The following is a 25,994-nucleotide window of genomic DNA, read 5'->3' on the forward strand; positions in this document are numbered from 1 at the left end:
AAAATCCTGTACCATTGTTGCCGAAAACGCTGCATTCATACTTGCCGAAAACTCTGCATTGTTAGTTGCCGATTACAGGTTAATTTTAGTCGCTCATCCCAATTTAATCAAAGAAAGTTAAATAAAGGAGTAGTTTTTTATGAATGTAAACGAGCGAAGCGAAACTGAGTTCCCTTCGAGGGAAGGGGACGAAAGTTTCGGGCGAAGCCCATACGAACAAGATCCTGACCAGTGGTCAGGTCGAAGTGCAGAAAAGCTAATAGCGCAGTTTTATTCCTGTTTTAACAGATTGGATTGGAAAGGAATGCTGGATTGTTATCATGAGGATATTGTTTTCTACGACCCGGTCTTTGAGAACCTGGAAGGAAAGGAGGTAAGAGCGATGTGGGAGATGCTGCTAAAAAGTGCAAAAGAAATGGAGATGATATATGGTGATATAAAATCGGAAGACGATTATGGTTCCTGTACCTGGACAGCTACCTATACTTTTTCCCAGACGGGGCGGAAAGTTGTTAATAAGGGGAAAGCGTTATTTGCTTTCCGGGACGGTAGGATCTCCGAACATCAGGATAGATTCGATCTTTGGAAATGGAGCCGGCAGGCATTGGGAACACCCGGGATCTTGTTGGGATGGAGTCCCTTCCTGCAGAATAAGATCAGGGGAAAGGCCAGAAAGGGCCTGGAAAAATTTATGGCCGCAAAGGCATCCTGAAGAACGTCCCTTATTTTTACAAAAAAACTATTCAATATGTCCGATCGTCGAAAATTTCTGCAGGTTTCTGTGTTGAATGCGCTAAGCTTGTTATTCTTAGGAAAAAAAGCAACCGCAGGAAAGGGTAACGATTCATTCAATGATCCGCAAAGGGCAGGAGAACCTGCAGCTACATTGGGAGAGCCCATTGTGATCTCTACCTGGGATGCTGGTTTGGCGGCTAATAAAGGGGCCTGGGAGATACTAAGTAATAAAGGAAGAGCATTGGACGCCGTGGAGGCAGGTGTTATGGTGACTGAAGCCTCTCTCAACTGTTGTGTAGGCCTGGGAGCCAATCCTGACCGGGATGGCATTGTCACCCTCGATGCCTGTATCATGGATGAAAAAGGTAATTGCGGGAGTGTAGGTTTTCTGGAACGGATCAAACACCCGATCTCTGTTGCCAGAAAGGTAATGGAAAAAACACCGCATGTTATGCTGGTTGGGAGCGGAGCCCAGAAATTCGCCGTAGCGGAAGGATTTCCACTAGAAGAACAGAAACTGTCCGATGATGCAAGACATGCTTATGAAGAATGGTTGAAAAAATCCGAATACAAACCTGTCATCAATATCGAAAATTCCAGGGGTACAAAGGGTGGACATGGGCCATTTGCGCCTGCGCAATTGGCAGGCGGGGAGTGGAACCACGATACGATAGGAATGGTGGCTATGGATGCTGCCGGAAATCTAAGCGGCAGTTGTACAACCAGCGGCATGGGTTTTAAAATGAGGGGCAGACTGGGCGATTCTCCCATCATTGGAGCAGGTTTGTTCGTGGATAATGAAGTAGGAGCTGTAACAGCAACGGGGCAGGGGGAAGACGTCATCCGTATTTGCGGATCTCATGCCGTGGTAGAAGGCATGAGACATGGCCTTTCTCCCGAACAGGCCTGCAAACAGGCCGTGGAAAGGATCATCCGTATCAAAGGTGAAAAAGCGAAGGAAATACAGGTGGCCTTCATTGCGCTGAATAAAAAAGGCGAAACCGGTTCTTTTGCCATACAAAAAGGGTTCAGTTATGCCTTACGTTCAAATAAAGAAGAAAAAATGGTACAGGTAAAAAGCTGGTATTAAAAATGATGAACTATAAACTGGAAATATGTTGTTTTAACCTCTCTTCGGCGATCGTCGCCCAACAGACGGGCGCTCACCGGGTGGAACTTTGTGCCAGCCCCGAAGAAGGCGGGACTACCCCCGCTGCAGGGGTCATAACCATCGCCCGGGAAAAACTGGATATCCAATTGTACCCGATCATCCGGCCCCGCGGAGGAGATTTTCTTTACACGAAGGAGGAATTCGAAGTGATGCTGAAAGAAGTGGCGTTTTGTAAACAGACAGGTTGTGACGGGATCGTGATCGGTATATTGAATACTGATGGAACAATCGATAGAGAACGATGCAGTCGCCTGGTGGAATCGGCGTATCCCCTGGGTGTAACTTTTCACCGGGCTTTCGATTGGGCGGTCAATCCTTTTGAGGCTATGGAAGATATCATCAGTATCGGATGCGAGCGCATTCTCACTTCCGGCCAGCGGCCGACGGCTATAGAAGGGGCGGCAATGATCAATGAACTGGTAAGACAGGCAGATGAACGTATTCAGATCATGCCGGGCTCAGGGGTAAGATCAGCCAATATCGATGAGTTGGTAAAAAAGACGGATGCCGGGGAGTTTCATACTTCTGCACGTATCCGGAAAGCCAGCGCAATGGAATTCAAAAATGTTTCGATGAAAGAAGAACAATCCGTGGTCATGGCCGACCAAAAGGAGATAGAACTAATTTTAGAGCGATTAGCCGCTACAGTCAGCTAATCGCTCTACTACTCTACTATTCAATTGCCGTTATTCAACTACCGTTATCCTACTGCCGTAACTACTCTACTACGGTAATCTTTAACATATTCGTCGGAAGATGATTTTCCACAGGCAGACTGCCTGTGTTTACTACGACATCCCCGGTTTTCAGGAAACCTCTTTCTTTCAGGATAGCGTGCTGGTCCTGGATAATATCATCCATACTTTCTTCTTCCGAATAATGAAATGCTCTTACCCCCCAGCTCAGGCTCAATTGATTGATCAGGCCTTTTTCCTTGGAGAAAATATACAGCGGCGATTTGGGGCGATAGCTTGACATCACAAAAGCCGTATACCCACTCTGGGTCATGCCGATCAATGCATCCGCATTGGTATCCGTGGCTAATTTACACGCATTATAGCAAATGGCTTCACTAAGAAAGGAAGGGGAGTGGGGCTGAGGTATCAGGTCTTCCTCCCGGTTATACCGATATTCAGTACGTTCTACTTCCAGGATGATTTTGCGCATAGTTTCCACGACGAGGGCCGGATGTTGCCCGGTGGCTGTTTCTGCACTGAGCATAACGGCATCGGTGCCTTCCAGCACGGCATTGGCTACATCGGTGATCTCGCTGCGGTTGGGTTTCACCCGGTCAATCATACTTTCCATCATCTGCGTGGCTACGATCACGGGTTTGCCGCGGTGGATACATTTGCGGATGATCTCACGCTGCGCCATGGGCACCTTTTCCACCGGTAATTCAACGCCCAGATCACCCCTTGCCACCATTACCCCATCGGATTCGTTTACAATATTCCGCAGGTCTTCCAATGCGGAAGGCATCTCAATTTTCGCGATCACCTTGGTCTGGCTGTTCTTTTCCGCCAGGCGACGTTTAAGATCAACAATATCTTCCACCTTCCGGACAAAAGATAAAGCCACCCAGTCCAACTCCTGGTCAATGATAAAGGCCAGGTCGATAATATCTTTTTCGGTCATGGATGGCAGGGATATCTTGGTATCCGGTAAATTGACTCCTTTTTTGGGTAACAACACCCCGCCATAAGTGACGGCTACTTTTACATCGCCTTCAGGAGTTATATTCACGACTACCACTTCCAGTTTGCCATCGTCAATTAAGATCTTATTGCCTACCTGTACGTCGTGATGAAGGTTGGGATAAGAGACATAGATCTTCTCCATGGTACCGATCACCTTTTCTTTTGAAGTAAAGGTGAGTATATCGCCGGGTGCAATGGTCAGCGCGCCGTCCTTGATATCTCCTACACGCAGCTTAGGGCCCTGAAGATCTCCTAAGATGGAAATGTTATACGGTTCAGCAATATTGATATTGCGGATATGTTCGATGATCTTTGCCTTGCCCTCATGATCACCATGGGAAAAGTTCAGCCGGAAAACATTTACGCCGGCCTTTACCAATTCAAGCAGTTTCTCATAGGTATCACAAGCGGGTCCAACAGTCGCGACTATCTTCGTTTTATGAAAAGTATGCTGAAGGCCAGCCTCTTTATCCATTTGCTGATACAGATATTTCGATAAATTCTTTGACATGGAACAATGGGTTTGTTTTTTTTACGAAGCTAATATTTTGACGATTTTTAACCATTCGTCGCTGATCTTTTGTTTGGCTTTTACAGCTTTCTCCAGGGGAGTAAAATGCATTTTGTTGTTCACGATCCCTACCATCACATTGTGACGGCCTTCCAGCAGGCATTCTACTGCCGAATACCCCATACGGCTGGCGATCAGGCGGTCCATACAACTTGGAGAACCTCCCCGTTGAATATGTCCCAGGACACAAACCCTTGTATCGGCCATCGGCAAACGCTCTTTTATCACTTTGGCCACATCAGCGGCTCCGCCGAAATTATCCCCTTCCGCTACGACGACCAGGTTCACTAATTTTTTGCGGCGTTCTTTTTCCAGCAGTGAACTTACCAGCTCTTCGATATCTGTTTTGCGCTCTGGGATGAGGATATTCTCCGCCCCGGTAGCTATTCCGCTATGCAGGGCAATATAACCTGCATCCCGACCCATAACTTCGATGATAAAAAGACGATCGTGCGCATCGGCCGTATCGCGGATCTTGTCGATCGCTTCAACAGCCGTATTCACGGCCGTATCAAAACCAATGGTAAAATCTGTACCGGCAATGTCCTTATCGATCGTTCCTGGTAAACCTATGCAGGGGATATCGAATTCCTGGGAAATTTTATGGGCACCCCGGAAAGACCCGTCTCCCCCGATGATGACCAGGCCATTGATGCCCAGGTTCTTCAGGTTGTTATAGGCTTTTTTCCGTCCTTCATGTTCAAAAAACTCCTTGCAACGGGCTGTTTTGAGAATGGTTCCTCCCCGTTGAATGATATTCGCTACACTTCTCGAATGCATGGGTACGATGTCGTTCTCGATCATTCCGCTATATCCCCGCATAATTCCAAACACCTCCAGTCCATTATAAATACCGGTACGAACAACGGCACGGATGGCTGCATTCATTCCCGGAGCATCACCCCCGGAAGTGAGTACGCCAATTTTGGTGACTTTGTTTTCCATCAAAAATGCTGTTCTAATGATTTAATGTTTAAAAAAGCTTTAACCAATGGCAGGTTTTATTGAAAAATATCTACCTTAAGCCAAAAGAAGTCCCAAAAATAAGCATTTGGATTGAATCGGCAACCAATAAGAATCGTATGTTGTATAATTTACGTAAAGACATTACTTTCCATAACTTAAAATTAACCAATGGATTTTGGCAGGGTGGAACATATAGCTCAAATCGAAAATATAGACTTCTCACTTCCTCCCGATAACCGGCTGACCGTCGATTTACTGAAAGGGCTCGTAAAGGACAATAAGGAGCCCGCCAAAGTATATATTGGCTGCACCCGTTGGGGAAATAAGGAATGGATTGGTAAAGTATATCCAAAAGGAACAAAAGAAAAGGATTTTTTGGCGCATTATGTCAGGCAATTCAACAGCATCGAATTAAATGCCTTGTTCTACAATCTGCAACCAAGGGAGGTGATCGAACGGTGGGCTTCCCTGACGAAGGATGATTTCCGGTTCTGCCCGAAATTCACCAATACGATCAGTCACATCCGGCAATTAAAAAATGTCGAAAGGGAAACCGAACTTTTTATCGATCATATCCAAAGTTTTGGATCAACGCTCGGACCTTCCTTTCTGCAATTATCGGATTCCTTTGGCCCAAACCGGGCGGTCATCCTGCAGGACTTTGTACGGCAGCTCCCCCGTGATTTTAAAACCTGTGTCGAACTTCGGCATGAAGAATGGTTTGCAGGAAGGGATGGTGTACCTGATACCTGGGAAATGCTGCGGGAATCAGGGGTCGGAACAGTGATCACGGATACTTCCGGAAGACGGGATTGCCTGCATATGAAATTGACAGCTCCGGTGGCTTTTATCCGGTTTGTCGCCAATAACCTGCATCCCACAGATCTTATCCGGATAGAAGCCTGGGCAGACCGTATTAATACCTGGATAGAAAATGGATTACGCGAAATCTATTTTTTTCTTCATAGCCATGATGAATTGAATGCCCCGGAATTATGCCGTTATGCAACAGAACAATTCAATAAAAAATGCGGGCTGGATCTGAAGCCGCCGAAATTGTATAACAATACCGCCGGAGGTAACCTGACCTTGTTCTAATGAACCTTTTTGCCATAATTTTTTTCACCTGCCCTTATCGATACCGGCAAGTCATTCTCTTTGGGCGGAATGGGGCAATTATATCCGGTGGCGTAAGCGCAGCTGGGATTATACGCTTTATTAAAATCCAACAATAAGGTTCCGTCATGAATGTCATTGATCGTATAATCCAGATATCGCCCTGCCCCATAAGTCTCTTCTCCGCTGGATTGATCGGAAAAAGGAATGAACAGATAGTCTTTGTATTCGGCAGTTTGCATCAATCCCTGAGATTGGTAAACATACAACTGAAGGCTGGTATCCCGGAGGGTAAAGGTCAGTTTGCCGTACCTGCGATGCAGCCTTTTAACGGAACCGGATGAATTCATCGGAAACCAGTCTGCCTTATCGATTTTTTCAAACTGGCATTTTATCACGTAGGATGGATCGATAGGGAAAAAGGCCAATAACTTTTTATCCCCCTCTGTTTTAACCACGTCATGTGTGTTAATGTAATTTGTACGAAATGCTATCAGGGAATCGGTATACATTTTTACATTCCCTGTGTTGGTAATATCCTGGGTCAGGCCGACCAGGGTTGAACATAAAAAGGACAAAATGAGTAAGGAAAATTTCATATTAATGCTTATTACAGGTTTGGTTTTATTGTCCGGATATCCGGATCAAGGTCATTGTTTTTGAGGCATCGATGTAATATCAACATGGTTCGGTCTCAGGCAGGTGTATTTCCGCCATCATACACCGGGCACTTCCTCCTCCCTGGTTTTCAATAGTGGTAAGCGGTGAATGAATGATCCTGTTGAAAGAGCCAAGCAGGTCTTTTTGTGAAGTGGTAAGAGAATCATACGCACGGGTTGACATGACCAGCAATTTTTCATGGGCAGTGTTATGGACCTGCAGCATATTCCCTGCAAAATGGTTCATTTGGTCCAGGGTGATTTCGATGCATTGTTTCCCGGAATTTCCGATGGTGGAGAGGACATGCTTTCTTTCTGCTATGACAGTCAGGGAATCCAGACAGATCACTATGTATTTATCCGCTACGCACATCATGACATTGGTGTGATATATGGATCTTCCCTCCGCATCTGTTGCCTTGAAAGTCTCCGGTATATAGTTCATCTTTTCACAGAAATCCTGCAATACCCTGCTTTCCGTTCTTGGGGAAAGACAGGCATAAGCTATTTTGTTGTCCCTGTCCAGGACCATACTTCCTGTCCCTTCCAGAAAAAGTCCCTGAGCTTCCCAGGAACTGAGATCGATTGTCTTTAGGGAAATGAATTTTTTGCCTATTTCCTTCAGGACACCAGGCTTACGTTCAAGTCTCCTGTTCAGGGCGAACATCGGGTAAAGGCAAATGGTCCCGTCCTGGTGGAAGGATACCCAGTTATTGGGGAATAGGGAATCCGGCGTATAGGGTTCACGGGTATCTTCGATAACCGTGACCTCTACTTTATTTTCACGGAGAACCTTTACAAACGCATCGAATTCCTTTAACGCTTTTTCCTGCAGTCCGTCATCGGGGGCTTCGATTTGAAATGCATTATTCACAGCCGTCTCCGCATTGAATCCAAAATTTACGGGCCGGATCATTAACAAATGGGAAGTGGTTTGCATTTTACCATTTTTTTTTTAATACGCTGTTTCCTCTATTCGATTTCGTCCCTGAGCAGTGGCATACTCATACAATGAAACCCACCCCGTGCTCTGGACAATTCTGCCGATGGCATCAGGATCAGGGTATTTTCCATGTCATCAGGACTAATATGGCCGCTCTCCATCTTTTCGATCAATTCGTGGGCATGGATCACCGAAAAACCATTTGCTTTAAAAGCTTCCATGGTCTTGTCATTCCGGTCATATCCCAATACGACACCTTCTTTCAGTGCCAGCAGGTTACAGGAATCCGTCCATTGCTCACGGGCGTCGAATGGGAACTCATTATTGCCGGAATAAATGAATTTTGTTTTTTCGGTGCAGCCCAGGTCGTTCTTACTGATATCGGTAAGGAGATCTTCCAGATTGTCAAAATACTCGGGGTTGGCCGGATCCTTTTTCCGGAACTGGATGATCCGGAGTTTATCCTCTTTTTTGCTGCCATCCAGGATGCGCTGAACGGCATCATTGTCCTCATGTTTCATGGCTTTCCGGGAAAAAGTTCCCAGCATAACCCAGACATTACGTTTGACCTGGGTAAAGATGGTATCGATATGCATATAGTCCCTTTTTTTGGGGATCCGGACAATCGTGATCTTTTTAACGATATTTTTTTCAAACAATACCTTAATGGCCTGATAGGCTGCTTCCAGGGAAGTGCGTTCGCTAACCCCTATGAGCAGGTGATCTTTGTTCACGACCATGACGTCTCCGCCTTCCAGCGTGACTTTTTTGTCATCGCCCTCCCTGGGCAATAAAAAATGATGATGGGTATCCGCTAATTCTATGATCCTGTCCTGGTAGTCGGTAAAAAGCGGGTGGTTGAAGAAAATATATTTTGCCAGCAGGGCTTCGCGGGTACGGGCTTTTTTGGCAGGCTTGTTAAGTAACACATAATTGTTGATGACAATGCCAATGTCACGGGTAAAGATAAAATTAGGAATAGGAGCGAAAAGCATCTTTTCATCCTCGTTATCCTCATCATTCATCGTACCGCTAATAAAGGTCTTGGCCAGTTGAACGGGGGATAATTCCTGTAATTCCTTTTGGGTATCATAAGAGCAGGTCTCTATCGCGCAGACAGAAGCTACCAGTTTGATCTTGATCTCATGATCACCAAGGATATCGGCCAGCAGCCATTGTAATTCGACTACCTTATCAGACCGGAAAAAAAGATCGTCTCCGGGTTTGTAAAACCTGCGTTTGCTCTTTTCATCGTCGATTCCGGCTAATTTCCCTTTGATCTTTTCCGGATCCAGGAAATACAACAATATTTTTGTGTAAAAGTCATATTCTTTTCTCCGGATGGTTTCCAGGTGGACGATATCTTCGAAGAGCCAGTCCTGGGCTTTGGAGGGTACAACTTTGCCCAATCCGCTATCCGGACTGTGGACCAGGAGACGGCGTAACCTGCCGATTTCTGAGGATACCGATACTTGTGCTTTTGGTGATGGATGCCTGGCCATAAATAAGAATTATGCTTATTAGAATAGTTAGATGAAAAATGAAATCGTCCTCTTTTTGAAACGGATTAATCAGAACCGGATCGGGACAAATTGAAAAACGCTAGTCGGGAACATAAAAATTGGAAGGAAGCAAAGATTGGGTTGATCTGCTCCTGGGGGTCAATGTACTATGGTTTGCCTGCATACTCATAGAAGGAAGCATTCTCTTAAAGTCGCTCGAACGAACGGAGTTCGTTCGGGGCAAATATAAGGATTTGCGTGGCAACCGCAAAGGAGGGAATTTTTACGATTTTTGGCGTAGGTTTGAAGAAAATTACCAGGGATGCAACTTATTACGGAAAAAATGATCGATAATATCAATAACGCTATCCAGGAAATGGAGGAGGCTCAGGTCGAATCTGTGTGGGAGGCTTTTTCCAAAGAACAGCCTGCCCTGGTGGGTTATGTACTGGGGGAGAGCAGGGAGTTGGATGAACCCGATGCCAGGGAGGATGTAGCCTATATACTGACGATTATCCTGCTTGGTTTCCGTGAAATCCAGCCGGGAATTCCTGTAATTACGGAAGGAGAATTTGAAAAGGCTTTTCATAAGGAGTTCGATGAAATGGAAGAAGTTTTCCATGATGGTTTTGACGAAACGGATGCCATGACCATAATGGATTCCTTTTGCCAGCCCTTTTTATTACAATTTGCCGCTGCCATTATTTACAGCGAAGGCGGGGATGGGGATGAACAAGCCAGCAATTTTACCGAAGAAGAGGCGGGTCTGTTCATCGTTATTTTCAAGACTGTTATCGGATTACTGGATGGAAAAGACGGGCAGTCCATTACGGGGAATAACTAATGCGGAAAAAAACTACCAACTGTTAGTTTGCTAAACAACTTTCTGTTACTTTTGAGGCCATAAAATTTTTGTCCTTATGCATTTTCAATTATCAGAAGAACATTTGATGATACAGAAAGCGGCCCGGGATTTTGCACAGAACGATTGCCTGCCCGGAGTAATAGAAAGGGATGAACACCAGCGGTTCCCCCATGAACAGGTATTAAAACTGGCCGAATTGGGTTTTATGGGTATGATGGTCGACCCTCAATACGGAGGCGCCGGCATGGATACGGTCAGCTACGTGCTCGCCATGGAGGAAGTAAGTAAGATAGACGCCAGCGTCAGCGTATGTATGAGCGTTAACAATAGCCTGGTATGCTGGGGCCTGGACAAATTCGGAAATGAAGCCCAAAAACAAAAATATCTCACTCCGTTGGCACAGGGAAGAAAGGATGGCGGGCTTTATATTGGCGCTTTCCTGTTAAGCGAACCGGAGGCAGGCAGTGATGCCAGTTCTCAACAGACGACAGCGGAAGATAAAGGGGATCATTATTTGCTGAACGGAACCAAAAACTGGATCACCAATGGAAATTCCGCTTCAGTTTACCTGGTTATCGCGCAAACTGACCCCGCCAAAGGAAGTCATGGAATCAATGCCTTTATCGTTGAAAAGAATTCTCCCGGGGTTGTAGTAGGAGCCAAAGAAAATAAACTGGGGATACGCGGCAGCGACACGCACAGCATATTGTTTAACGATGTCATAGTACCCAGGGAGAACAGGATCGGGGCCGAAGGGTTCGGCTTTAAATTCGCCATGAAAACCCTGGCAGGCGGTCGTATTGGGATTGCATCGCAGGCATTGGGAATAGCCAGCGGGGCTTATGAACTGGCGTTGAAATATTCCAAGGAAAGGAAGGCCTTTGGTAAGGAGATCATGCATCACCAGGCTATCCAGTTCAAATTGGCGGATATGGCCACCCGTATCGAGGCTTCCCGCCTTTTATGCCTGCGTGCAGCCTGGGAAAAGGATAATGACCTGGATTTTACGCTTAGTTCTTCCATGGCGAAAGTCTTTGCCTCTGAAACCGCCATGTGGACGGCGACCGAAGCCGTTCAGATCCATGGCGGGTATGGATTTGTCAAAGAATATCATGTGGAAAGGATGATGCGGGATGCCAAGATCACCCAGATCTATGAAGGCACCAGCGAGGTCCAGCGTATGGTGATCAGTCGGTCGATATTGAAGTAGCTTTCTTAAGCTCTCCGTTTTTTTCTTTACCGAACGAATAGGTAAAATTAATTTTAAATACCCGTGTCTGCGGTTTGGTGACAGCATATTGAATGAAGCTGCTCGATGACCCGGTCATGACCTTGTATTGTTGTGTATTAAAGATATCGGAAACACTAAGGACCAGCGTACCTGTCTTATTCTTCAGGAAATCCCGTTTAATGGCCGCATCCACCCCCCCGGAAGCCATTATTTTCCCCTGGGCGATGATGTTCGGTGCATTATAGTTGCCGGTTAACTGGAAAGTGTAAATTTCGGCCAGCTTCATTTCCGAATTCAGTTTAGCGAACCAGCTGAAGCCGGAATTGGAGAGCCCTTTCGCGAGGTTATCCGCATTGATAGCAGTCTGAAAGAAATTAAGATTGGTGGTAGCGCTCCACCATTTCAACACAGGTATTTTTACAATAATTTCCGATCCATAGGTATTGGTGCTATTGGCATTTCTGAAAGTGCTCAGGAGTGTGTCATTGGATAGCGGAATATTATAAGAAATGATCGGGCTAAGGGTATTCTTCACGTATATAGTAGCATTCAGGGTCGTGCTTCCCCGGGAGTTATTGTAAGCGAGTTCTCCAAGGTTCGTATTTTCTGACTGGATCTTCGGATTGCCTGCCTGTGGATTCTGCGGATTGGAATAGTTGGTCCATGGTGTGATCTGCCACCATTGGGGGCGGTTTACGCGCCGGGAATAGTTCAGGTGGAATTCGCCGTTGTCGCCCGCTTTCTGCGTCAGGAACAGGCTGGGGTATATGCCCGTATTATGGAAGGAAAATTGTGTATGGTTGTCGTGGATCGTGCCCGTATAATCAAATTGTTCCACCCGGAGACCGGCCATATAGGTGAATTTACTCCCGATATGATCATTATAACTGCCATAAGCGGCATAGGTATTATCGGCATAGCTGTAATCATAGCTGGCCAGGCCGTTAACGGTATACTGATTCAGAGAATGATCATAGTCGAGAAAATTATTCCGGCTGTGATTGTTATGAAGGATGGCTTTCACACCAGCCTCCAGGCGGGCCTTTCCTTCCCGCAAGGATTCTGTGAAGTCGGACTGCCAGGTAAGGGTACTGGCATTTGCGCCACCTCCATATTGCTGCAGGTAAGGAAGGCCGGTTTCTGCTCCGGCTTTATTTAGATACTGCATCGTGTAGGACCCTTCGAATTTACCATGATAAGTTTCCAGGGCTCCGCTGGTCGTCCATTTCGCTCCCTGTTTTTTAAATGCGTGGGTATATTCGAATTCGGTATGGGTAAAGGTGAATACGTCACCTTCTGTCGTCTTCCGGTTACTGCCGGAATCGACACCACCCACCGCATTCAAATATTCTGCCGCCTGTTCACCTGTTGTTGGATGTTTGCCGAAGCCAACATCCGAGGAAAGACTAAAGGTATTGTGCTGGTCCATAAAAAAGTCAGCGCCTGCCCTGATTTTCTGGAAAGGGCCTGTTGTAACGGCCCTTCCATTCTGTAATAGAGAGGTGTTATCCTTAAGATTATCGAGACGGCTGCTGGTGTTCGAGACAGAGCGATGACGATGGGCCATATAATTCAGCGTGAAATTCCAACGGTTCTGATAGACATTCGTATTTAGGAAACCATATAGCTCATGAAGAGAATTCCATACACCGGTAACTGAGCCATTCATACCAGGCTTCCGGTTCTTCTTCATGACGATATTCACGATGCCATTATTTCCTTGTGCATCATATCTTGCCGAAGGATTGGGAATAACCTCCACGCTCTGGATCTGGTCGGAAGGGATCTGATCCAGCGTAAGCGTTGTTCTTTTGCCATCAACCAGGATAACGGGGGCTCCATTACGAAGGGTGACCTGCCCGGTGGCATCGATGCTCAGCGTGGGCACCTGCCGGAGCGCATCTGCTGCTGTTCCTCCTTTCGAGGCCAGGCTCCGGTCCACATTAAATACTTTCTTATCGATTTCGGTCCGGAATGCTGCTTTTTCCCCAACTACCACGACGGTTTGTAATTGTGCCGCAAGAGGCTTCACCCTTATGACCCCAACATTAATGAGGTTTTTCTGGCCTGCTGGGATTACCCTGTAAACGGGTTGATAACCTACTATGCTCACTCTGAACAAGGTATGACCATCCGGAATGTTGCCCATATGGAAACTGCCATCCATTTCGGAGCTTGCGCCTGCCAGGACAATAGAGTCTTTCCCCAGCAGGCTGACCGTGGCAGATTGAATTGGCCGTTGGGTTGCCGCGTCGATGATCTTTCCTGTAATTGTTTGGCGTCCGGCTCCTGACTGTGCCATTCCGGAAAAAGACTGTATATAGAATAATGCGAATGTGAAGTGTTTCCAGGTTGTCGGGTTCAAGGGTATATTTTTCTACATGATGAAAGCTGTTAACCGGTGCAAAATTAACCCTATTTGGCGGGACGGCCATAGCGCTAAATACCGCCTGTGTAAGTATCTTCGCGTTCAAACCATAATTCAAATGTCCGTAAATAAGGAAAAGTACCGGGAAATCAGGGAGGAGCTGGGGATCAGTGTACAGCTGGTAGCCGTATCCAAGACCAAACCGGTGGAAGATATCGTGGCTCTTTACGATCAGGGGCAGCGGGACTTCGGAGAGAATTATGTACAGGAACTGGTGGACAAACAAAGTCAGTTACCAATGGATATTCGTTGGCATTTTATTGGGCATCTTCAGTCCAATAAAGTGAAATATATTGCGCCATTTGTCTACCTTATTCATGGGGTGGACAGCTTAAAATTACTCCGTGAAATTGACAAACAGGGTGGCCGGAACAGCCGGGTGATCAATTGCCTGTTACAGGTTCATATCGCCAGGGAGGATACGAAATTCGGTTTTGACGCAAAGGAACTGGATGACCTGATGATGGAGGGGATATGGAGTGGGTCAGTCGGGATGGAGGCTGGTGGGAAAGCCGGGAATTCATTAAAAAATGTAAAAATTCTCGGCCTTATGGGGATGGCTTCTTTTACAGACGACCCTGCGAAAGTAAGAGAAGAATTAAAGGGATTGAAGACTTTGTTCGACAAATATTTCCAACCCTCTGCCATTCTCTCCATGGGCATGAGCGGGGACTATAAGATTGCCATAGAGGAAGGAAGCAGCCTGGTCAGGATCGGCAGTCTTCTTTTCGGCGGCAGGGGCTGAGCCTTTGGTAACCTCCATTACATGCTGTAAATTCGCCTATTATAAAATGCGGCCAAGGTCTGCGGAATCGAAATTTATGACAGAAATCAAAAAAGAAGAAGAGAAATCCCTGAATTTCCTGGAAGAAATCGTTGAAGAGGATCTGCAATCCGGAAAATACAAGACCATACTTACCCGGTTCCCCCCTGAGCCCAATGGGTACCTGCATATTGGTCATTCCAAATCAATATTTCTCAATTTTGGCCTGGCCTTGAAATATGGCGGAAAGACGAATCTCCGTTTTGACGATACCAATCCCGTGACCGAGGAAACCGAATATGTGGACAGTATCAAGGAGGATATTCGTTGGCTGGGTTTTGAATGGGCCAATGAGTTATACGCATCCGATTATTTTGAACAGATCTATCAGTTTGCTGTAAATCTTATCCGTAAAGGCCTGGCTTATGTGGATGACAGTACTCCGGACGAGATCGCCTCCTTAAAAGGTACGCCGACCGAGCCCGGGAAAGAAAGCCCTTACCGTAACCGAAGCAAGGAAGAGAATGAACGGTTATTTGCAGAAATGAAGGAAGGAAAATATCCTGACGGGGCAAAGGTGCTCAGGGCAAAGATCGACCTGGGTTCACCGAATATGCATATGCGTGACCCTATCATGTACCGGATCAAACATGCCCACCACCATCGCACCGGCGACAAATGGTGTATTTACCCGATGTATGACTTCGCCCATGGGCAGAGCGATTCGATAGAAAATATTACCCATTCCGTCTGTACCCTGGAATTTATCCCCCATCGCCCCTTGTATGATTGGTTCATTGAAAAACTGGACATTTTCCCCTCTCATCAATATGAGTTCGCCCGTTTGAACCTCACCTTTACCGTGATGAGCAAGCGGAAATTACTGGAACTGGTAAAGGAAAAGCAGGTAACGGGATGGGACGACCCCAGGATGCCGACAATCTCCGGGCTGCGTCGCCGGGGCTATACGCCGGAGAGTATCCGGGTATTTGCCGATAAGATTGGTGTACAGAAAAGAGAAAACCTGATTGACGTATCCCTGCTTGAATTCTGTATCCGGGAACAACTGAACCGAATTGCGCCGCGGAGAATGGTTGTTTTTGAGCCACTGAAGATTGTGTTGACGAATTATCCGGAACAGGAGGAAGTGCTTACCAGCGAGAATAACCCGGAAGATCCTGAATCAGGCCATAGAGAAATCCCTTTCAGCCGGGAATTATATATAGAAAGGGAAGATTTTATGGAGAATCCTCCCAAAAAATTCTTTCGGCTGGCTCCAGGGGGAAAGGTCAGATTAAAAAGCGCCTATATCATTCAATGTGATGAAGTCATTAAAGATGATCTGGGGAATATCAGCGAACTCCGGTGTTCTTATCTGCCTGGCAGCAAGAGCGGTGGAGACCAGGCTAATATTAAGGTACAGGCTACTATTCATTGGGTCAGCATACGACATGCCATTACTACGGAAGTGAGGTTATACGATCGTTTGTTCAAGGTGGAGAATCCATCTAACGAAGAGGGCGATTTTAAGGAATATATAAATCCGGATTCTTTACAGGTGGTTTCTGCCGCTTTTGCGGAACCTGCCTTGAGAAAGGTCTCCTTTAAAGAAAGGTATCAATTTCTGCGCAAAGGATATTTTTGCCTGGATAAGGACAGTTCGGAAGACAAAATGGTTTTCAACCGTACGGTGTCCCTGAAGGATACCTGGGCGAAAGAACAGAAAAAGGGCTGATAGAAAAAGATATTCGTATAATCCTTAAAATGAGTTAAAAAGGAAAGGAGGCAAATACCTCCTTTTCCTTTAACGTGCAGTTCACCACTTAGTTAATTCTGCCTCCTCCGCCTCCGCCACCTCTTTGGGGGCGGTGCTCCTGCACCCAGGCCTGGTATTTTTTAAAAAGATCATCGCCTAATGCAGCTTGTAAACGTTTGTTCCGCTCATCATTCAAAGGCTCCATTTTAGCCCTTTTATCCTCCCGGCTCACCGATTCGTCTATAAATATGGCCCGCATTTTACCCTGGAATTCTTTTTGAATAGAGGATACGGAATCGGTCTGTGTATCGGTCAGTTTAAGGTCGGTCTTTACCTGTTGCAACATTTCCTCCTGCCGTTTCCTCATAGCTGCGGTGTCTCCTCTTCCTCCGCCACCCCCTCTTTCACCACCCTGGGCAAATAAAACGTTTGATGAACATAAGGCAATGCCCAGGACTGCGCAGAAGAGCAATTTTTTATAGAGGCTCATCCATTTTCCTTTCATGATATTCGGTTTTAATTTTTAAATAAGAAGTCTTCTAACCTTAAGGTCTTTTTATGACCAGGTTATCCGTACCAAATTTGTGCAAAAATGATCAAAATGAATTTGCTTTTACGCGGATGGGCGTTTGAAAGAGGTGGTTTCGGTCAATGGTTCTTTTTTTAGTGTGAATTGGTATTATTCTTGCTTTATAGGATAACCCCTCCCTTAAAGGATCTCTAAGCCTTTGCATTTTCTTTTTTTAATATAAAACATTAATTATCAATATGGTAGGACTTTTACTTAAAATTCTACACTATGTACCTGTCGACAGTTACGCTTTATGAGTTCGGGCAATTTCTTCAAATTCTGGTTTGGATCTTTATTCCTATGTTCGTTATTACGGCCTTAATCACCACTTATATCCATTATCGGAGGAAAAGAAGAGAAGGTGGAGAAAATGAGTTGCCACTGGCCCTGGCCAACACCGACCAGGTTCTGGTGGATGATGATTATTCGTTTAAAGAGGAAGCAGCAACTCCATACCAGGGGCTGCTTTGGATGAAAAATAAGTATGAACAATACCAGGAGCAGGCGGATTCCAGGGTAGAGCAACTGAAGGAGAAACTAAAGGAATCGGAAAAAAAAGTCCTTGAATTGAAGGAGGCCCTTGAAGAGGGAAAAAAATCTGCCTCGGTATTATCTGTTTCAGAAGAAGAAGAGGGCATGGAAGAGGCGAAAAACGCAGTTAATAAAAATGAACCTGGTACAGATACAAAAGAAGAAAACAGGATGCTAAGGGAGCGTATCAGCGAATTGGCATCGGTTCAGGATCTTATTGCAGAAAAGGACATCCAGATCGACTTCCTGCAAAATCAGTTGGAACAAAGGATAAAGAATTATCATCTGGTTGAATACCAGGGAAGGGAAGATAAAAGCAGGATAGGGGAATTGCTGGCCCAATTAAATGGTTTACAGGAAGAGATAACCGGTTTGCAACGTGAAAGGGACATAATAAAAATACAGGTAAACGATTTGAAGGAACAAACGGCCAAAACAGGGCAATTGATGACATCGGTTCAGGAATTGCAAGACCTGCTGGAATCGGAAAAAGATAAAACCCGGGACCTGACACTTAAGCTGCAAAATAACAGCGGCTTATTGATGAATATCTATAATGAACTGGACCGGTCTCTGCGGGAAGAAAAAGAGATTCCAATTCCCGTTCTGTTGGAACAGGAATAGGGTTACTTATATTCCCCAAAAATTTCTCTTAACGTATCGGCAATCTCTCCCAGGGTGCAATTGTTCTCGACGGCCTCGAGTACGACAGGCATGATGTTTTCTCCTGAAGCCGCCTTATCATTAAGATCCTGAAGAATTGAATCACATTTTGCAGGATCCCTTCTGTTTCTGAGGGAGGCTAATTTTTCCGTTTGTACCTGACGGATGGAATCGTCGATCCTGAAACCGGGGATTGAGTCTTTTTCTGTTACCTGAAATTTATTTACGCCCACAATGATTTTCTCGCCTGTTTCGATCTGGCGTTGGTATTCGTAGGCACTGCGGGCAATTTCATCCTGGATAAACCCTTGTTCGATAGCGCTCACGCTTCCGCCCATGTCATCGATACGCCGTATCAGTTTCCAGGCTTCCTCTTCGACCTCCCTGGTAAGCGCCTCCACAAAATAGCTCCCTGCCAGGGGATCGGCCGTTTCAGGCGCACCGCTTTCAAAGGCTACGATCTGTTGCGTCCGCAGGGCAATCCTGGCAGCCTCTTCCGTAGGCAGACTCAGCGCTTCATCATAGCCGTTGGTATGAAGGGATTGTGTACCCCCCAATACAGCCGCAAGCGTTTGCAGGGTTACCCGGGTAATATTGTTTTGGGGCTGCTGTGCGGTTAGGGTACTTCCCCCTGTCTGGGTATGGAAACGAAGCATCATGGCTTTCGGATCGGTTGCCCCCAGGTCCTTCATCATAACCGCCCACATCTTGCGTGCGGCACGGAATTTTGCCACTTCTTCAAAAAGATTATTATGCGCGTTGAAAAAGAAGGAGAGACGTTTGCCAAACTTATTTATATCCAGGCCTTTCTCCTTGGCCGCCTGAACGTAAGCTTTTCCATTACTCAGCGTAAATGCTATCTCCTGGACGGCCGTGCTGCCTGCTTCGCGGATATGATATCCTGATATAGAAATGGTATTCCACTTGGGCAATTCTTTACCGCACCATTCAAAAATGTCGGTAATAATACGCATGGAGGGCTTGGGAGGATAGATATAGGTACCCCTTGCCGCATATTCTTTAAGTATATCGTTCTGAATGGTACCGGAAATTTTTTTAAGGTCAGCACCCTGTTTTTTGGCAATAGCCGTATAAAGAGCGAGTAAAATATAACCTGTGGCATTAATGGTCATTGATGTGGTGACGTCTTCCAGCCTGATACCCTTGAACAGGGTTTGCATATCTTCGATGGAATCGATGGCCACCCCGGTTTTGCCCACTTCGCCTTCCGCCAGCGCATGGTCGCTGTCATAACCTATTTGCGTCGGCAGGTCGAAAGCGACGCTTAATCCCATGACCCCCTGGCTTAATAAATAATGATAACGTTTATTACTCTCTTCGGCCGTACTGAAACCGGCATACTGGCGCATCGTCCACAATTTGCCCCGGTACATATCGGCCTGCACCCCTCTGGTATAGGGGAATTCGCCGGGAAGATCTTCCTCCCGGGAAGGAAGGTCCGCTGAAGTATATACCTCTTTAATCTCAATCCCGCTATCCGTTACTATTTTTTTTTCCATGGAGCAATATTGTGGAGCAACCTTTTTATTACCCTTACCGCAAACAACCCAGACCGAAGGTCCGCAGACCAAATCTACATAAGTTTCTTTGCTTCAAAGCTAAGGGCTTCGGACACGACATTCTGAAGGGACGCCTTGGGGCTTTGCATAAGCAGGTCCAGTAAATTTTTGTTCAGATCCAGACCGGTTGCCTCCTGGGGCAAGAAAGAGGCTACCTGGTTAACGATAAGCAGGTTTTGTTCCTTAAAATTCCGGATAGCATCCCATGCTTCTGCGGATACGTAGATCTGTTGGGTAATATTGTGCTCGAATTCCTGGCGGATGCTCTGAGTAAGGAGGGATTGCATTTCTCTTGCGCTCAGGCCGGGCTGGTTCACCCGGCTGATAAGATTAGGTAAGGCAATACGGTCAGTGAGCAGGATGAGGCGCTCATAGGCCTGTAATTGCAGCTGGCGGGAATTTATCCCGGAAGAAGGGTCGGCTGCCGGTTTGGTTTCTTCTTTTTTGGACTCCTTCCGTTGTTTCAGGAATAAATAGGCCAGGGTACCGGCCAGCAGGGCGGCTATAATAATTGCAATAACGAGCTCAAAGGTAGAAATAGCCATGAATGATAGATTTTATCGTGGGCAAAATTAAAGAACGTAGGACTAACCTGTTTTATTTAATATCCGATTTTGTTATTAATTTTGCCAGACCCGGCTTTTGCATTTAAGATGGACCTATTCCTGTAGTATTGTTTTTATCAATCTCTCCCTGGTGTTTGGTATCCACCTTTTTATAGGCCCAGAAAAAAACCAGTGGAAAGATCAGCAGGCAAAATACCGTTGCCAGGCATAAGCCTCCTATAACCACCCTTGCCAATGGCCTGGAGCTTTCAGAACCTATCCCCGTGGATATGGCGGCAGGCAAAAGGCCGATCGTTGCCATCAGGGCCGTCATTAATACCGGGCGGATCAGTTCATGGACGCCGATCTTTATGGAAGTATAGAGAGGGCTGTCATCGCCTTTGATTCGCTCCAGATTATGTTTGAATGCCGAGATCAGCAATACGCCTTCCAGGATACAGATCCCGAAAAGGGCAATAAACCCGATTCCGGCGGAAATACTGAAATTCGTTCCGGTGATCAACAGCGAAAGTACGCCGCCCACGACGGCAAAAGGAACATTGAGGAAAACCAGTCCGGCATCCTTGAGGTTTCCGAACATTACGAAAAGAAGCAAAAAGATGAGCAATAAACTAATCGGTACGACCTCCGTCAATCTTTTGGAAGCCCGTTGCTGATTCTCGAAATCCCCCTGCCATACCATCGAATAGCCTCTTTTAAGCTGCACTTTTGCATCGACTTTTTCCTGTGCCTCCGCAATGGTGCTACCCATATCCCGGCCGCGTACAGAAAATTTAATCGCGGTGTAACGCCGGTTATCGTCACGGAAGATCAGGCAGGGGCCTGTCTTTTGGGTAATAGCCGCGATCTCATGAATAGGTACTTTTGAGCCGCTCTGGGTGGGTACGAGCAGGTTACCGATATCTCCTTCCGTCTGTCTGAATTGCTCCGGGAAACGAATCCGGATGTCAAATCTCCGGACGCCCTCGTATAACTGGCTGACGGCTTTTCCTCCAATGGCCATTTCAATGACGTCATTGGCATCGGCTGCAGAAACCCCGTACAGGGCCATTTTACTTTGATCCAGGTCTATATCCAATTCCGGTTGTCCAATATTCTTAATAACGCCCAGGTCTTCGATCCCTGAAACGGTTTTTAATATATTGTGGACTTTTTCGGATTGTTCTTCCATGTAGTTGAGGGAATCCCCATATATCTTTACGCAAATAGATCCTTTTACACCGGAGACAGCTTCTTCCACATTATCCATAATGGGCTGGGAGAAATTGAGTTCGGCCCCGGGAATAATGGATAATTCCTTACTCATATTGGCTATCAGGTCTTCCTTGGAGATCTTCGGGTTCCATTCTTCTTCCGGGTATAGGTTTACTCCGAACTCGTTGTTGTAAAAACCGGCGACATCGGTCCCGTCATCCGGCCTGCCGGTCTGGGACATGACCCTGCGTACCTGGGGGAATTTCATCATGATCCCCCGCATTTGTTCGGCCTTTGCCATGGAAGTATCCAAAGAAATACTATAGGGGAGGGTAGCACGTACCCATATAGAACCTTCATTAAGCTCCGGAAGGAACTCAGATCCCAGGAATTTAAAAGAATATAAGCCGGCAACCACTACCAGGGACGCAATGATGATCGACGATTTTTTATGATGGAAGACAAACCGGAATCCCTGCATGATCATCCGCGTCACAAAATGTACAAAAGGATTATGTTTCTCCTGAACATTCTTTCGCAGCAGTACATTGACCATGACCGGTACCAGGGTAAGAGTGAAGATCAAGGCTCCCAATAAGGCAAATCCAAGCGTATAGGCCAGCGGGGAGAATAATTTACCTTCCACTTTCTGAAAAGAGAAAATGGGTAAAAGCGCCGTAATGATGATCAGTTTGGTGAAAAAGATAGCCTTACCCAACTGGGCTCCTTTTTTCTTGATCATCCCCAGCTTGGACAGCCTGTTAAAACGTTCCATACCGATCTCTTTGGCCTTCAGGTCCAGCATTACAAACAATCCTTCCACCATAACAACCGCTCCATCGATAATGATCCCGAAGTCTATAGCGCCCAGGGAAAGCAGATTGGCCGACATATGCATCAGGTTGAGGCAAATGAAGGAGAAAAGCAAGGATAATGGAATGATAATGGAAACGATCAGGGTGGTTCTCCAGTTGAACATAAAAAGCGAAACGACCAGTGTAACCAGGAGGATCCCTTCCACAAGGTTATGAAGTACCGTATGGGTGGCGTATTTGATCAGGTCTTCCCTGTTGTAGAAAGGAACGATCTTGGTATCTGCCGGTAAAATTCTTTCATTCAGTTTCTGTACCTCTTCCTTTAAAACGCGGATAACTGCATCGGGGTTCTCACCTTTCCGCATCAATACGATTCCTTCCACGGCATCGGGGTTATTACGAAGTCTGCGATGCCCGGATGTGTCTATGGCATCTGTCCTTCCCACCTCACCCATACGGGGCATATTGGAAATCTCCACATCAGCCAGGTCTTTGACCAGGATAGGAATACCATTATTGTTCTGAACAATGATGTTCTTTATTTCATTGATATCGTTTAAAAGCCCAATGCCCCTCACTACATATGCCTGAGAATTCTTTTTAATGAAATCCCCGCCGATATTGATATTACTTTTACTGACGGCAGTATAAACATCGAGGGGCGTAATCCCCAGATTGGCCAGGATCTGCGGATTGGCCCTGATCTCATACGTCTTTACCATCCCGCCGAAACTTACGATATCGGCTATGCCCGGCACCGAACGAAGTTCCCTGTCGACTACCCAGTCCTGTAAGGTTTTTAATTCTCTCGGATCGCGGAATGTACTCTCCAGCGTATACCGGAATACTTCTCCTGTCGGTCCGGTAGGGGGCTGTACCTGAGGGGAAATATTATCGGGAAGACTGGCATTGGGTAGCAGGTTATTGACCTGTATGCGGGCAAACATATCCGCAACATCATCATCGAAGATCGGTTTCACTACAGAAAGACCAAAAATACTGGTAGAGCGGAGACTTGTTTTTTTCTGTACCGGATTCATCGCCAATTCAATGGGGATAGTTACGAACTTCTCCACTTCCTCGGCACTTCTTCCCGGCCATTGCGTGATAATGGTGATTTCCGTATTGGTGACATCCGGAAATGCCTCTATTGGCATATTCCTAAAGGTAAAAAAACCATAAACGGCTAAAAGAGCTGTTGCAAAGAAAATAAAATACTGGTTCTTCAGAGAGAAAGCCAGTATTCCTTTAAGCACTTTGTTCATTACCTGATATTTTGGGTCAATTGTGATTTATAGGTCTTGGTAACGGGGAGGTTTATTCAACGGTAATGCCCTGTTATTCAGAGCACAATGTTAATGGAATGTAGGGTTAATACCATGTTAATGGAATTTGATTGGGGGTGTATAAAAGTACCCCCAATCAAATTCCATTAACAAATGATGGCCCTTCCAGGCAGCCCGCCAGTGGCGGTCTTTGGGCCTTGGATTAGAGTGTTTAAAAGTAGAAAGAAGAGTCGAATTTCTATATTAATAATAGAATAAATGCCCTTTTAATCCTTCCACTTTATTCCATTCCAAGGTCGGAGCCGGCATTTTCAGGGTCCGGTTTACTTTTAATAAAGTGGCTTCCAGCGGGGTCAGGCCATCAAGCCGGTAAAGATCGGTATCGAAAGAAAGATAGAACTGCCGGTACCGTTTAAAATCAGGGACCCTCCGTCCATCTATAATCTTGGGGTTGGTTGTTGCACCGATCATGCCTTCCGCTCCATAGCCGGCCGACAGGTTCAGCCATTTTGGGAAATTACCGGACGCCGGAAGAAAGGAAGCTATATTGACAGAGAACCAATAGGTCTGCCCGTTATAATCCTTTAACATACGTTGAGGCAGATTCCGGCCCAGTTCTCCGGGATGATATTGAGGAAATATCGAACCGTGGTAAGAAAATTTAAGCCCCATACGTTGTTCGCCCCAAAGCAATTGCTGACCTCCGAATAAAAAGCAGCCGGCTAAATTGGCAACCATATCTCCTTTGGAAAACCCCCATTTGTCTGAATGCCCGTCCATGATTTCTATCATGGTCATGAATCCCAGCGCCGTCAGGGTGCCGATCGCGGCAGCGGTACCCGGTTTGACGCCTCCCCAACGCAACACATCGCTCTGGATGGCCGCGATATTGTAAGCGGTCGTGGCATGTCCGACCTTGTCCATACTCAGCCATTCATTGTTATCGTTAAAATAATGAAATTGGCTGTGTGGAAATTTTTTATACCATATATAATTAAGTCCAAAGGTTATGGCTACTCCGATAGCCGATTCCACAATGATGGTTCCTGTCACCCGCCCTTTATTGTAGGTAGGGGAAGGTCTGAAAAATTCCTGGGCCGATACGGATACGGTCCGGAAAAGGAGACAGAGGGCGAGCAATGACAGGTAGCATTTTTTTACTTGCATACGGCTTAGGGATAAAAGTAAGAAAAAAATTACATCTTTTCATCGATAGCCCCTTGTGTCTCGTATCCACCTTACGGTAAGCCCTGGCCAAGCCCTGCCCTGGTTAACTGTTGAGGGCATCATAGATTAGAATGGCCTGGGAGGAAATGACTTTATCCCCATCGTTCACGCCGCCTGCCAGGAATGTCCGTTCGCCAACCGTATTGATCACCTGCACCGGGGTAATCCTTACGTCAGCCTTGCTATTAAATACGAGGACATAATATTGACTGTGGTCGAAGATCAATGCCTGGGAAGGAATGCTCAGACATTGACGGTTCTCTTTATTGTTGACGGTGATACTGGCATACATTTCCGGTTTCAGCACATAGTCCGGGTTAGGGAGCACGACCCGCAGTTTCATTACCTTGCTGGCGGGGTCCAGGACATTCATCACTTTGTCGATTTTTCCCTTAAAAACTTTTCCCGGATAGGCCAGCGTAGTTACATCTACGTTATCCCCCAGGTGAATGAGACTGATATTGGATTCATATACATTGGCCTGGATCCAGACATTCTTCAGGTCTGAAATCGTAAACAGGCTGGTGTTGTTGTCTCCGCGTATGGTCATATTGTTCGTGGCTGCTTTTTGAACGATGAATCCGCTGATCGGCGCACGGACAACAAAGTCACCCTGTGTGTTGCCGCCATTGATCTTTAATACCCTGTTTACCCGGCTAAGTTCTGACCTGGCTTGCTGAACTGCGACTTCCGCACTAAGAGAATCCGTCATGGAAGCAAGACCGCTCTTAAACATGTCCTTGGTTTTTTCAAGATTTTTTTCCCCGATCCGTAAATTGGATTCGGCATTGATGAGGTCATTGCCATATCCGGCCATCTCAGAGCTTTTCACAACGCCCAATACCTGACCGGCCTTAACATAATCGCCTAAAAGGACTTTAATATCCTGAATATTGCCGCTGACCAAAGCATTTACAGGGACGACGTTGTCATCATTGGAGCCCACTTTTCCTGTGAGTGTAATGGCATTCATCAGCTGGGAGGTCTTAACTGTGTCTATCCGCAAGGTGTTCATGACCGTATCCGGTATGATGTATTTGTCTTTATCCCCGGTCGTTTTTTTCTCCTTGGTTTCGCAGGCCTGCATAAAAAGGGTGGCTCCCGCTAAAAGAACACAAAGAAACCTGCCGCCTGATCTGAAAATATTTCGCATAT

The 25,994-nt window shown here is 46.2% G+C and carries 21 protein-coding genes; 9 read left to right on the forward strand and 12 right to left on the reverse strand.

The annotated features are described in order from the left end of the window. Positions 1-139: 139 nt before the first annotated feature. The 3 genes from ACX0G9_RS05825 to ACX0G9_RS05835 are packed head-to-tail and all read left to right on the forward strand — an operon-like array spanning position 140 to position 2,562. Positions 140-712, forward strand: coding sequence for a nuclear transport factor 2 family protein (locus tag ACX0G9_RS05825; RefSeq protein ID WP_459063924.1), 573 nt, complete (start codon positions 140-142; stop codon positions 710-712). Positions 713-748: 36 nt separating this feature from the next. Further along, complete coding sequence (locus ACX0G9_RS05830; RefSeq protein ID WP_459063925.1) at positions 749-1,825, forward strand: isoaspartyl peptidase/L-asparaginase family protein; 1,077 nt, start codon at positions 749-751, stop codon at positions 1,823-1,825. Between the two features lie 2 nt (positions 1,826-1,827). After that, positions 1,828-2,562 (forward strand): copper homeostasis protein CutC, encoded by a 735-nt coding sequence (locus ACX0G9_RS05835; protein WP_459063926.1) that lies wholly within the window; start codon positions 1,828-1,830, stop codon positions 2,560-2,562. Positions 2,563-2,623: 61 nt separating this feature from the next. On the opposite strand, the gene pyk is transcribed toward ACX0G9_RS05835, so the two are convergent. Both pyk and pfkA read right to left on the reverse strand, forming a co-directional pair. Further along, positions 2,624-4,117: a pyruvate kinase gene (pyk, locus tag ACX0G9_RS05840; RefSeq protein ID WP_459063927.1), complete on the reverse strand. Its 1,494-nt coding sequence runs from the start codon at positions 4,115-4,117 to the stop codon at positions 2,624-2,626. A gap of 21 nt (positions 4,118-4,138) precedes the next feature. After that, complete coding sequence (pfkA, locus tag ACX0G9_RS05845) at positions 4,139-5,122, reverse strand: 6-phosphofructokinase (protein ID WP_459063928.1); 984 nt, start codon at positions 5,120-5,122, stop codon at positions 4,139-4,141. A 189-nt stretch (positions 5,123-5,311) separates the two neighbouring features. On the opposite strand from pfkA, the gene ACX0G9_RS05850 reads away from it, so the two are divergent. Beyond that, positions 5,312-6,241: a DUF72 domain-containing protein gene (locus tag ACX0G9_RS05850; protein WP_459063929.1), complete on the forward strand. Its 930-nt coding sequence runs from the start codon at positions 5,312-5,314 to the stop codon at positions 6,239-6,241. On the opposite strand, the gene ACX0G9_RS05855 is transcribed toward ACX0G9_RS05850, so the two are convergent. The 3 genes from ACX0G9_RS05855 to ACX0G9_RS05865 all read right to left on the reverse strand — a co-directional run bounded on the left by ACX0G9_RS05855 (position 6,238) and on the right by ACX0G9_RS05865 (position 9,363). Then, positions 6,238-6,858: a DUF1684 domain-containing protein gene (locus tag ACX0G9_RS05855; RefSeq protein WP_459063930.1), complete on the reverse strand. Its 621-nt coding sequence runs from the start codon at positions 6,856-6,858 to the stop codon at positions 6,238-6,240. The genes ACX0G9_RS05850 and ACX0G9_RS05855 overlap by 4 nt on opposite strands. 79 nt (positions 6,859-6,937) lie before the next feature. Next, positions 6,938-7,858, reverse strand: a complete 921-nt coding sequence (ctlX, locus tag ACX0G9_RS05860; protein WP_459063931.1) for a citrulline utilization hydrolase CtlX — start codon at positions 7,856-7,858, stop codon at positions 6,938-6,940. Positions 7,859-7,890: 32 nt separating this feature from the next. Next, the gene (locus tag ACX0G9_RS05865) at positions 7,891-9,363 is read right to left on the reverse strand and encodes an arginine deiminase family protein (protein ID WP_459063932.1); all 1,473 of its coding nucleotides are present in this window, start codon (positions 9,361-9,363) and stop codon (positions 7,891-7,893) included. A gap of 322 nt (positions 9,364-9,685) precedes the next feature. On the opposite strand from ACX0G9_RS05865, the gene ACX0G9_RS05870 reads away from it, so the two are divergent. Together ACX0G9_RS05870 and ACX0G9_RS05875 are read left to right on the forward strand one after the other, a co-directional pair. After that, on the forward strand, positions 9,686-10,207 hold the full coding sequence (locus ACX0G9_RS05870; RefSeq protein WP_459063933.1) for a hypothetical protein: 522 nt from the start codon (positions 9,686-9,688) through the stop codon (positions 10,205-10,207). 76 nt (positions 10,208-10,283) lie between these two features. Then, positions 10,284-11,438, forward strand: a complete 1,155-nt coding sequence (locus tag ACX0G9_RS05875) for an acyl-CoA dehydrogenase (RefSeq protein WP_459063934.1) — start codon at positions 10,284-10,286, stop codon at positions 11,436-11,438. Here the strand turns inward: ACX0G9_RS05875 and ACX0G9_RS05880 are convergent. Continuing rightward, positions 11,416-13,761: a TonB-dependent receptor gene (locus ACX0G9_RS05880; protein WP_459063935.1), complete on the reverse strand. Its 2,346-nt coding sequence runs from the start codon at positions 13,759-13,761 to the stop codon at positions 11,416-11,418. The genes ACX0G9_RS05875 and ACX0G9_RS05880 overlap by 23 nt on opposite strands. 184 nt (positions 13,762-13,945) lie before the next feature. Here ACX0G9_RS05880 and ACX0G9_RS05885 point away from each other — a divergent pair, with 184 nt between their 5' ends. Continuing rightward, positions 13,946-14,632, forward strand: coding sequence for a YggS family pyridoxal phosphate-dependent enzyme (locus ACX0G9_RS05885; RefSeq protein ID WP_459063936.1), 687 nt, complete (start codon positions 13,946-13,948; stop codon positions 14,630-14,632). A gap of 76 nt (positions 14,633-14,708) precedes the next feature. Continuing rightward, positions 14,709-16,385: a glutamine--tRNA ligase/YqeY domain fusion protein gene (locus tag ACX0G9_RS05890; RefSeq protein ID WP_459063937.1), complete on the forward strand. Its 1,677-nt coding sequence runs from the start codon at positions 14,709-14,711 to the stop codon at positions 16,383-16,385. Positions 16,386-16,473: 88 nt separating this feature from the next. Here ACX0G9_RS05890 and ACX0G9_RS05895 read toward each other — a convergent pair whose 3' ends face one another. Beyond that, positions 16,474-16,911, reverse strand: coding sequence for a hypothetical protein (locus tag ACX0G9_RS05895; protein WP_459063938.1), 438 nt, complete (start codon positions 16,909-16,911; stop codon positions 16,474-16,476). Positions 16,912-17,205: 294 nt separating this feature from the next. On the opposite strand from ACX0G9_RS05895, the gene ACX0G9_RS05900 reads away from it, so the two are divergent. Next, positions 17,206-18,132 (forward strand): hypothetical protein, encoded by a 927-nt coding sequence (locus ACX0G9_RS05900; RefSeq protein WP_459063939.1) that lies wholly within the window; start codon positions 17,206-17,208, stop codon positions 18,130-18,132. Between the two features lie 2 nt (positions 18,133-18,134). Here ACX0G9_RS05900 and ACX0G9_RS05905 read toward each other — a convergent pair whose 3' ends face one another. From ACX0G9_RS05905 to ACX0G9_RS05925, 5 genes are all read right to left on the reverse strand, one after another. Further along, complete coding sequence (locus ACX0G9_RS05905) at positions 18,135-19,691, reverse strand: acyl-CoA mutase large subunit family protein (RefSeq protein ID WP_459063940.1); 1,557 nt, start codon at positions 19,689-19,691, stop codon at positions 18,135-18,137. Positions 19,692-19,765: 74 nt separating this feature from the next. After that, positions 19,766-20,296: a DUF7935 family protein gene (locus ACX0G9_RS05910; RefSeq protein ID WP_459063941.1), complete on the reverse strand. Its 531-nt coding sequence runs from the start codon at positions 20,294-20,296 to the stop codon at positions 19,766-19,768. A 103-nt stretch (positions 20,297-20,399) separates the two neighbouring features. Then, on the reverse strand, positions 20,400-23,591 hold the full coding sequence (locus ACX0G9_RS05915) for an efflux RND transporter permease subunit (RefSeq protein ID WP_459063942.1): 3,192 nt from the start codon (positions 23,589-23,591) through the stop codon (positions 20,400-20,402). A 264-nt stretch (positions 23,592-23,855) separates the two neighbouring features. Then, positions 23,856-24,779, reverse strand: coding sequence for a DUF2279 domain-containing protein (locus ACX0G9_RS05920; RefSeq protein WP_459063943.1), 924 nt, complete (start codon positions 24,777-24,779; stop codon positions 23,856-23,858). A gap of 103 nt (positions 24,780-24,882) precedes the next feature. Next, positions 24,883-25,992: an efflux RND transporter periplasmic adaptor subunit gene (locus ACX0G9_RS05925; protein WP_459063944.1), complete on the reverse strand. Its 1,110-nt coding sequence runs from the start codon at positions 25,990-25,992 to the stop codon at positions 24,883-24,885. Positions 25,993-25,994: the final 2 nt, after the last annotated feature.

The organism is Flavitalea flava (assembly GCF_054461575.1).

Bases quoted from the DNA above. Each gene is read 5' to 3' on its own strand.
- ACX0G9_RS05825 (WP_459063924.1), top strand. From the start codon at position 140: ATGAATGTAAACGAGCGAAGCGAAACTGAGTTCCCTTCGAGGGAAGGG.
- ACX0G9_RS05830 (WP_459063925.1), top strand. From the start codon at position 749: ATGTCCGATCGTCGAAAATTTCTGCAGGTTTCTGTGTTGAATGCGCTA.
- ACX0G9_RS05835 (WP_459063926.1), top strand. From the start codon at position 1,828: ATGATGAACTATAAACTGGAAATATGTTGTTTTAACCTCTCTTCGGCG.
- pyk (WP_459063927.1), bottom strand. From the start codon at position 4,117: ATGTCAAAGAATTTATCGAAATATCTGTATCAGCAAATGGATAAAGAG.
- pfkA (WP_459063928.1), bottom strand. From the start codon at position 5,122: ATGGAAAACAAAGTCACCAAAATTGGCGTACTCACTTCCGGGGGTGAT.
- ACX0G9_RS05850 (WP_459063929.1), top strand. From the start codon at position 5,312: ATGGATTTTGGCAGGGTGGAACATATAGCTCAAATCGAAAATATAGAC.
- ACX0G9_RS05855 (WP_459063930.1), bottom strand. From the start codon at position 6,858: ATGAAATTTTCCTTACTCATTTTGTCCTTTTTATGTTCAACCCTGGTC.
- ctlX (WP_459063931.1), bottom strand. From the start codon at position 7,858: ATGCAAACCACTTCCCATTTGTTAATGATCCGGCCCGTAAATTTTGGA.
- ACX0G9_RS05865 (WP_459063932.1), bottom strand. From the start codon at position 9,363: ATGGCCAGGCATCCATCACCAAAAGCACAAGTATCGGTATCCTCAGAA.
- ACX0G9_RS05870 (WP_459063933.1), top strand. From the start codon at position 9,686: ATGCAACTTATTACGGAAAAAATGATCGATAATATCAATAACGCTATC.
- ACX0G9_RS05875 (WP_459063934.1), top strand. From the start codon at position 10,284: ATGCATTTTCAATTATCAGAAGAACATTTGATGATACAGAAAGCGGCC.
- ACX0G9_RS05880 (WP_459063935.1), bottom strand. From the start codon at position 13,761: ATGGCACAGTCAGGAGCCGGACGCCAAACAATTACAGGAAAGATCATC.
- ACX0G9_RS05885 (WP_459063936.1), top strand. From the start codon at position 13,946: ATGTCCGTAAATAAGGAAAAGTACCGGGAAATCAGGGAGGAGCTGGGG.
- ACX0G9_RS05890 (WP_459063937.1), top strand. From the start codon at position 14,709: ATGACAGAAATCAAAAAAGAAGAAGAGAAATCCCTGAATTTCCTGGAA.
- ACX0G9_RS05895 (WP_459063938.1), bottom strand. From the start codon at position 16,911: ATGAAAGGAAAATGGATGAGCCTCTATAAAAAATTGCTCTTCTGCGCA.
- ACX0G9_RS05900 (WP_459063939.1), top strand. From the start codon at position 17,206: ATGTACCTGTCGACAGTTACGCTTTATGAGTTCGGGCAATTTCTTCAA.
- ACX0G9_RS05905 (WP_459063940.1), bottom strand. From the start codon at position 19,691: ATGGAAAAAAAAATAGTAACGGATAGCGGGATTGAGATTAAAGAGGTA.
- ACX0G9_RS05910 (WP_459063941.1), bottom strand. From the start codon at position 20,296: ATGGCTATTTCTACCTTTGAGCTCGTTATTGCAATTATTATAGCCGCC.
- ACX0G9_RS05915 (WP_459063942.1), bottom strand. From the start codon at position 23,591: ATGAACAAAGTGCTTAAAGGAATACTGGCTTTCTCTCTGAAGAACCAG.
- ACX0G9_RS05920 (WP_459063943.1), bottom strand. From the start codon at position 24,779: ATGCAAGTAAAAAAATGCTACCTGTCATTGCTCGCCCTCTGTCTCCTT.
- ACX0G9_RS05925 (WP_459063944.1), bottom strand. From the start codon at position 25,992: ATGCGAAATATTTTCAGATCAGGCGGCAGGTTTCTTTGTGTTCTTTTA.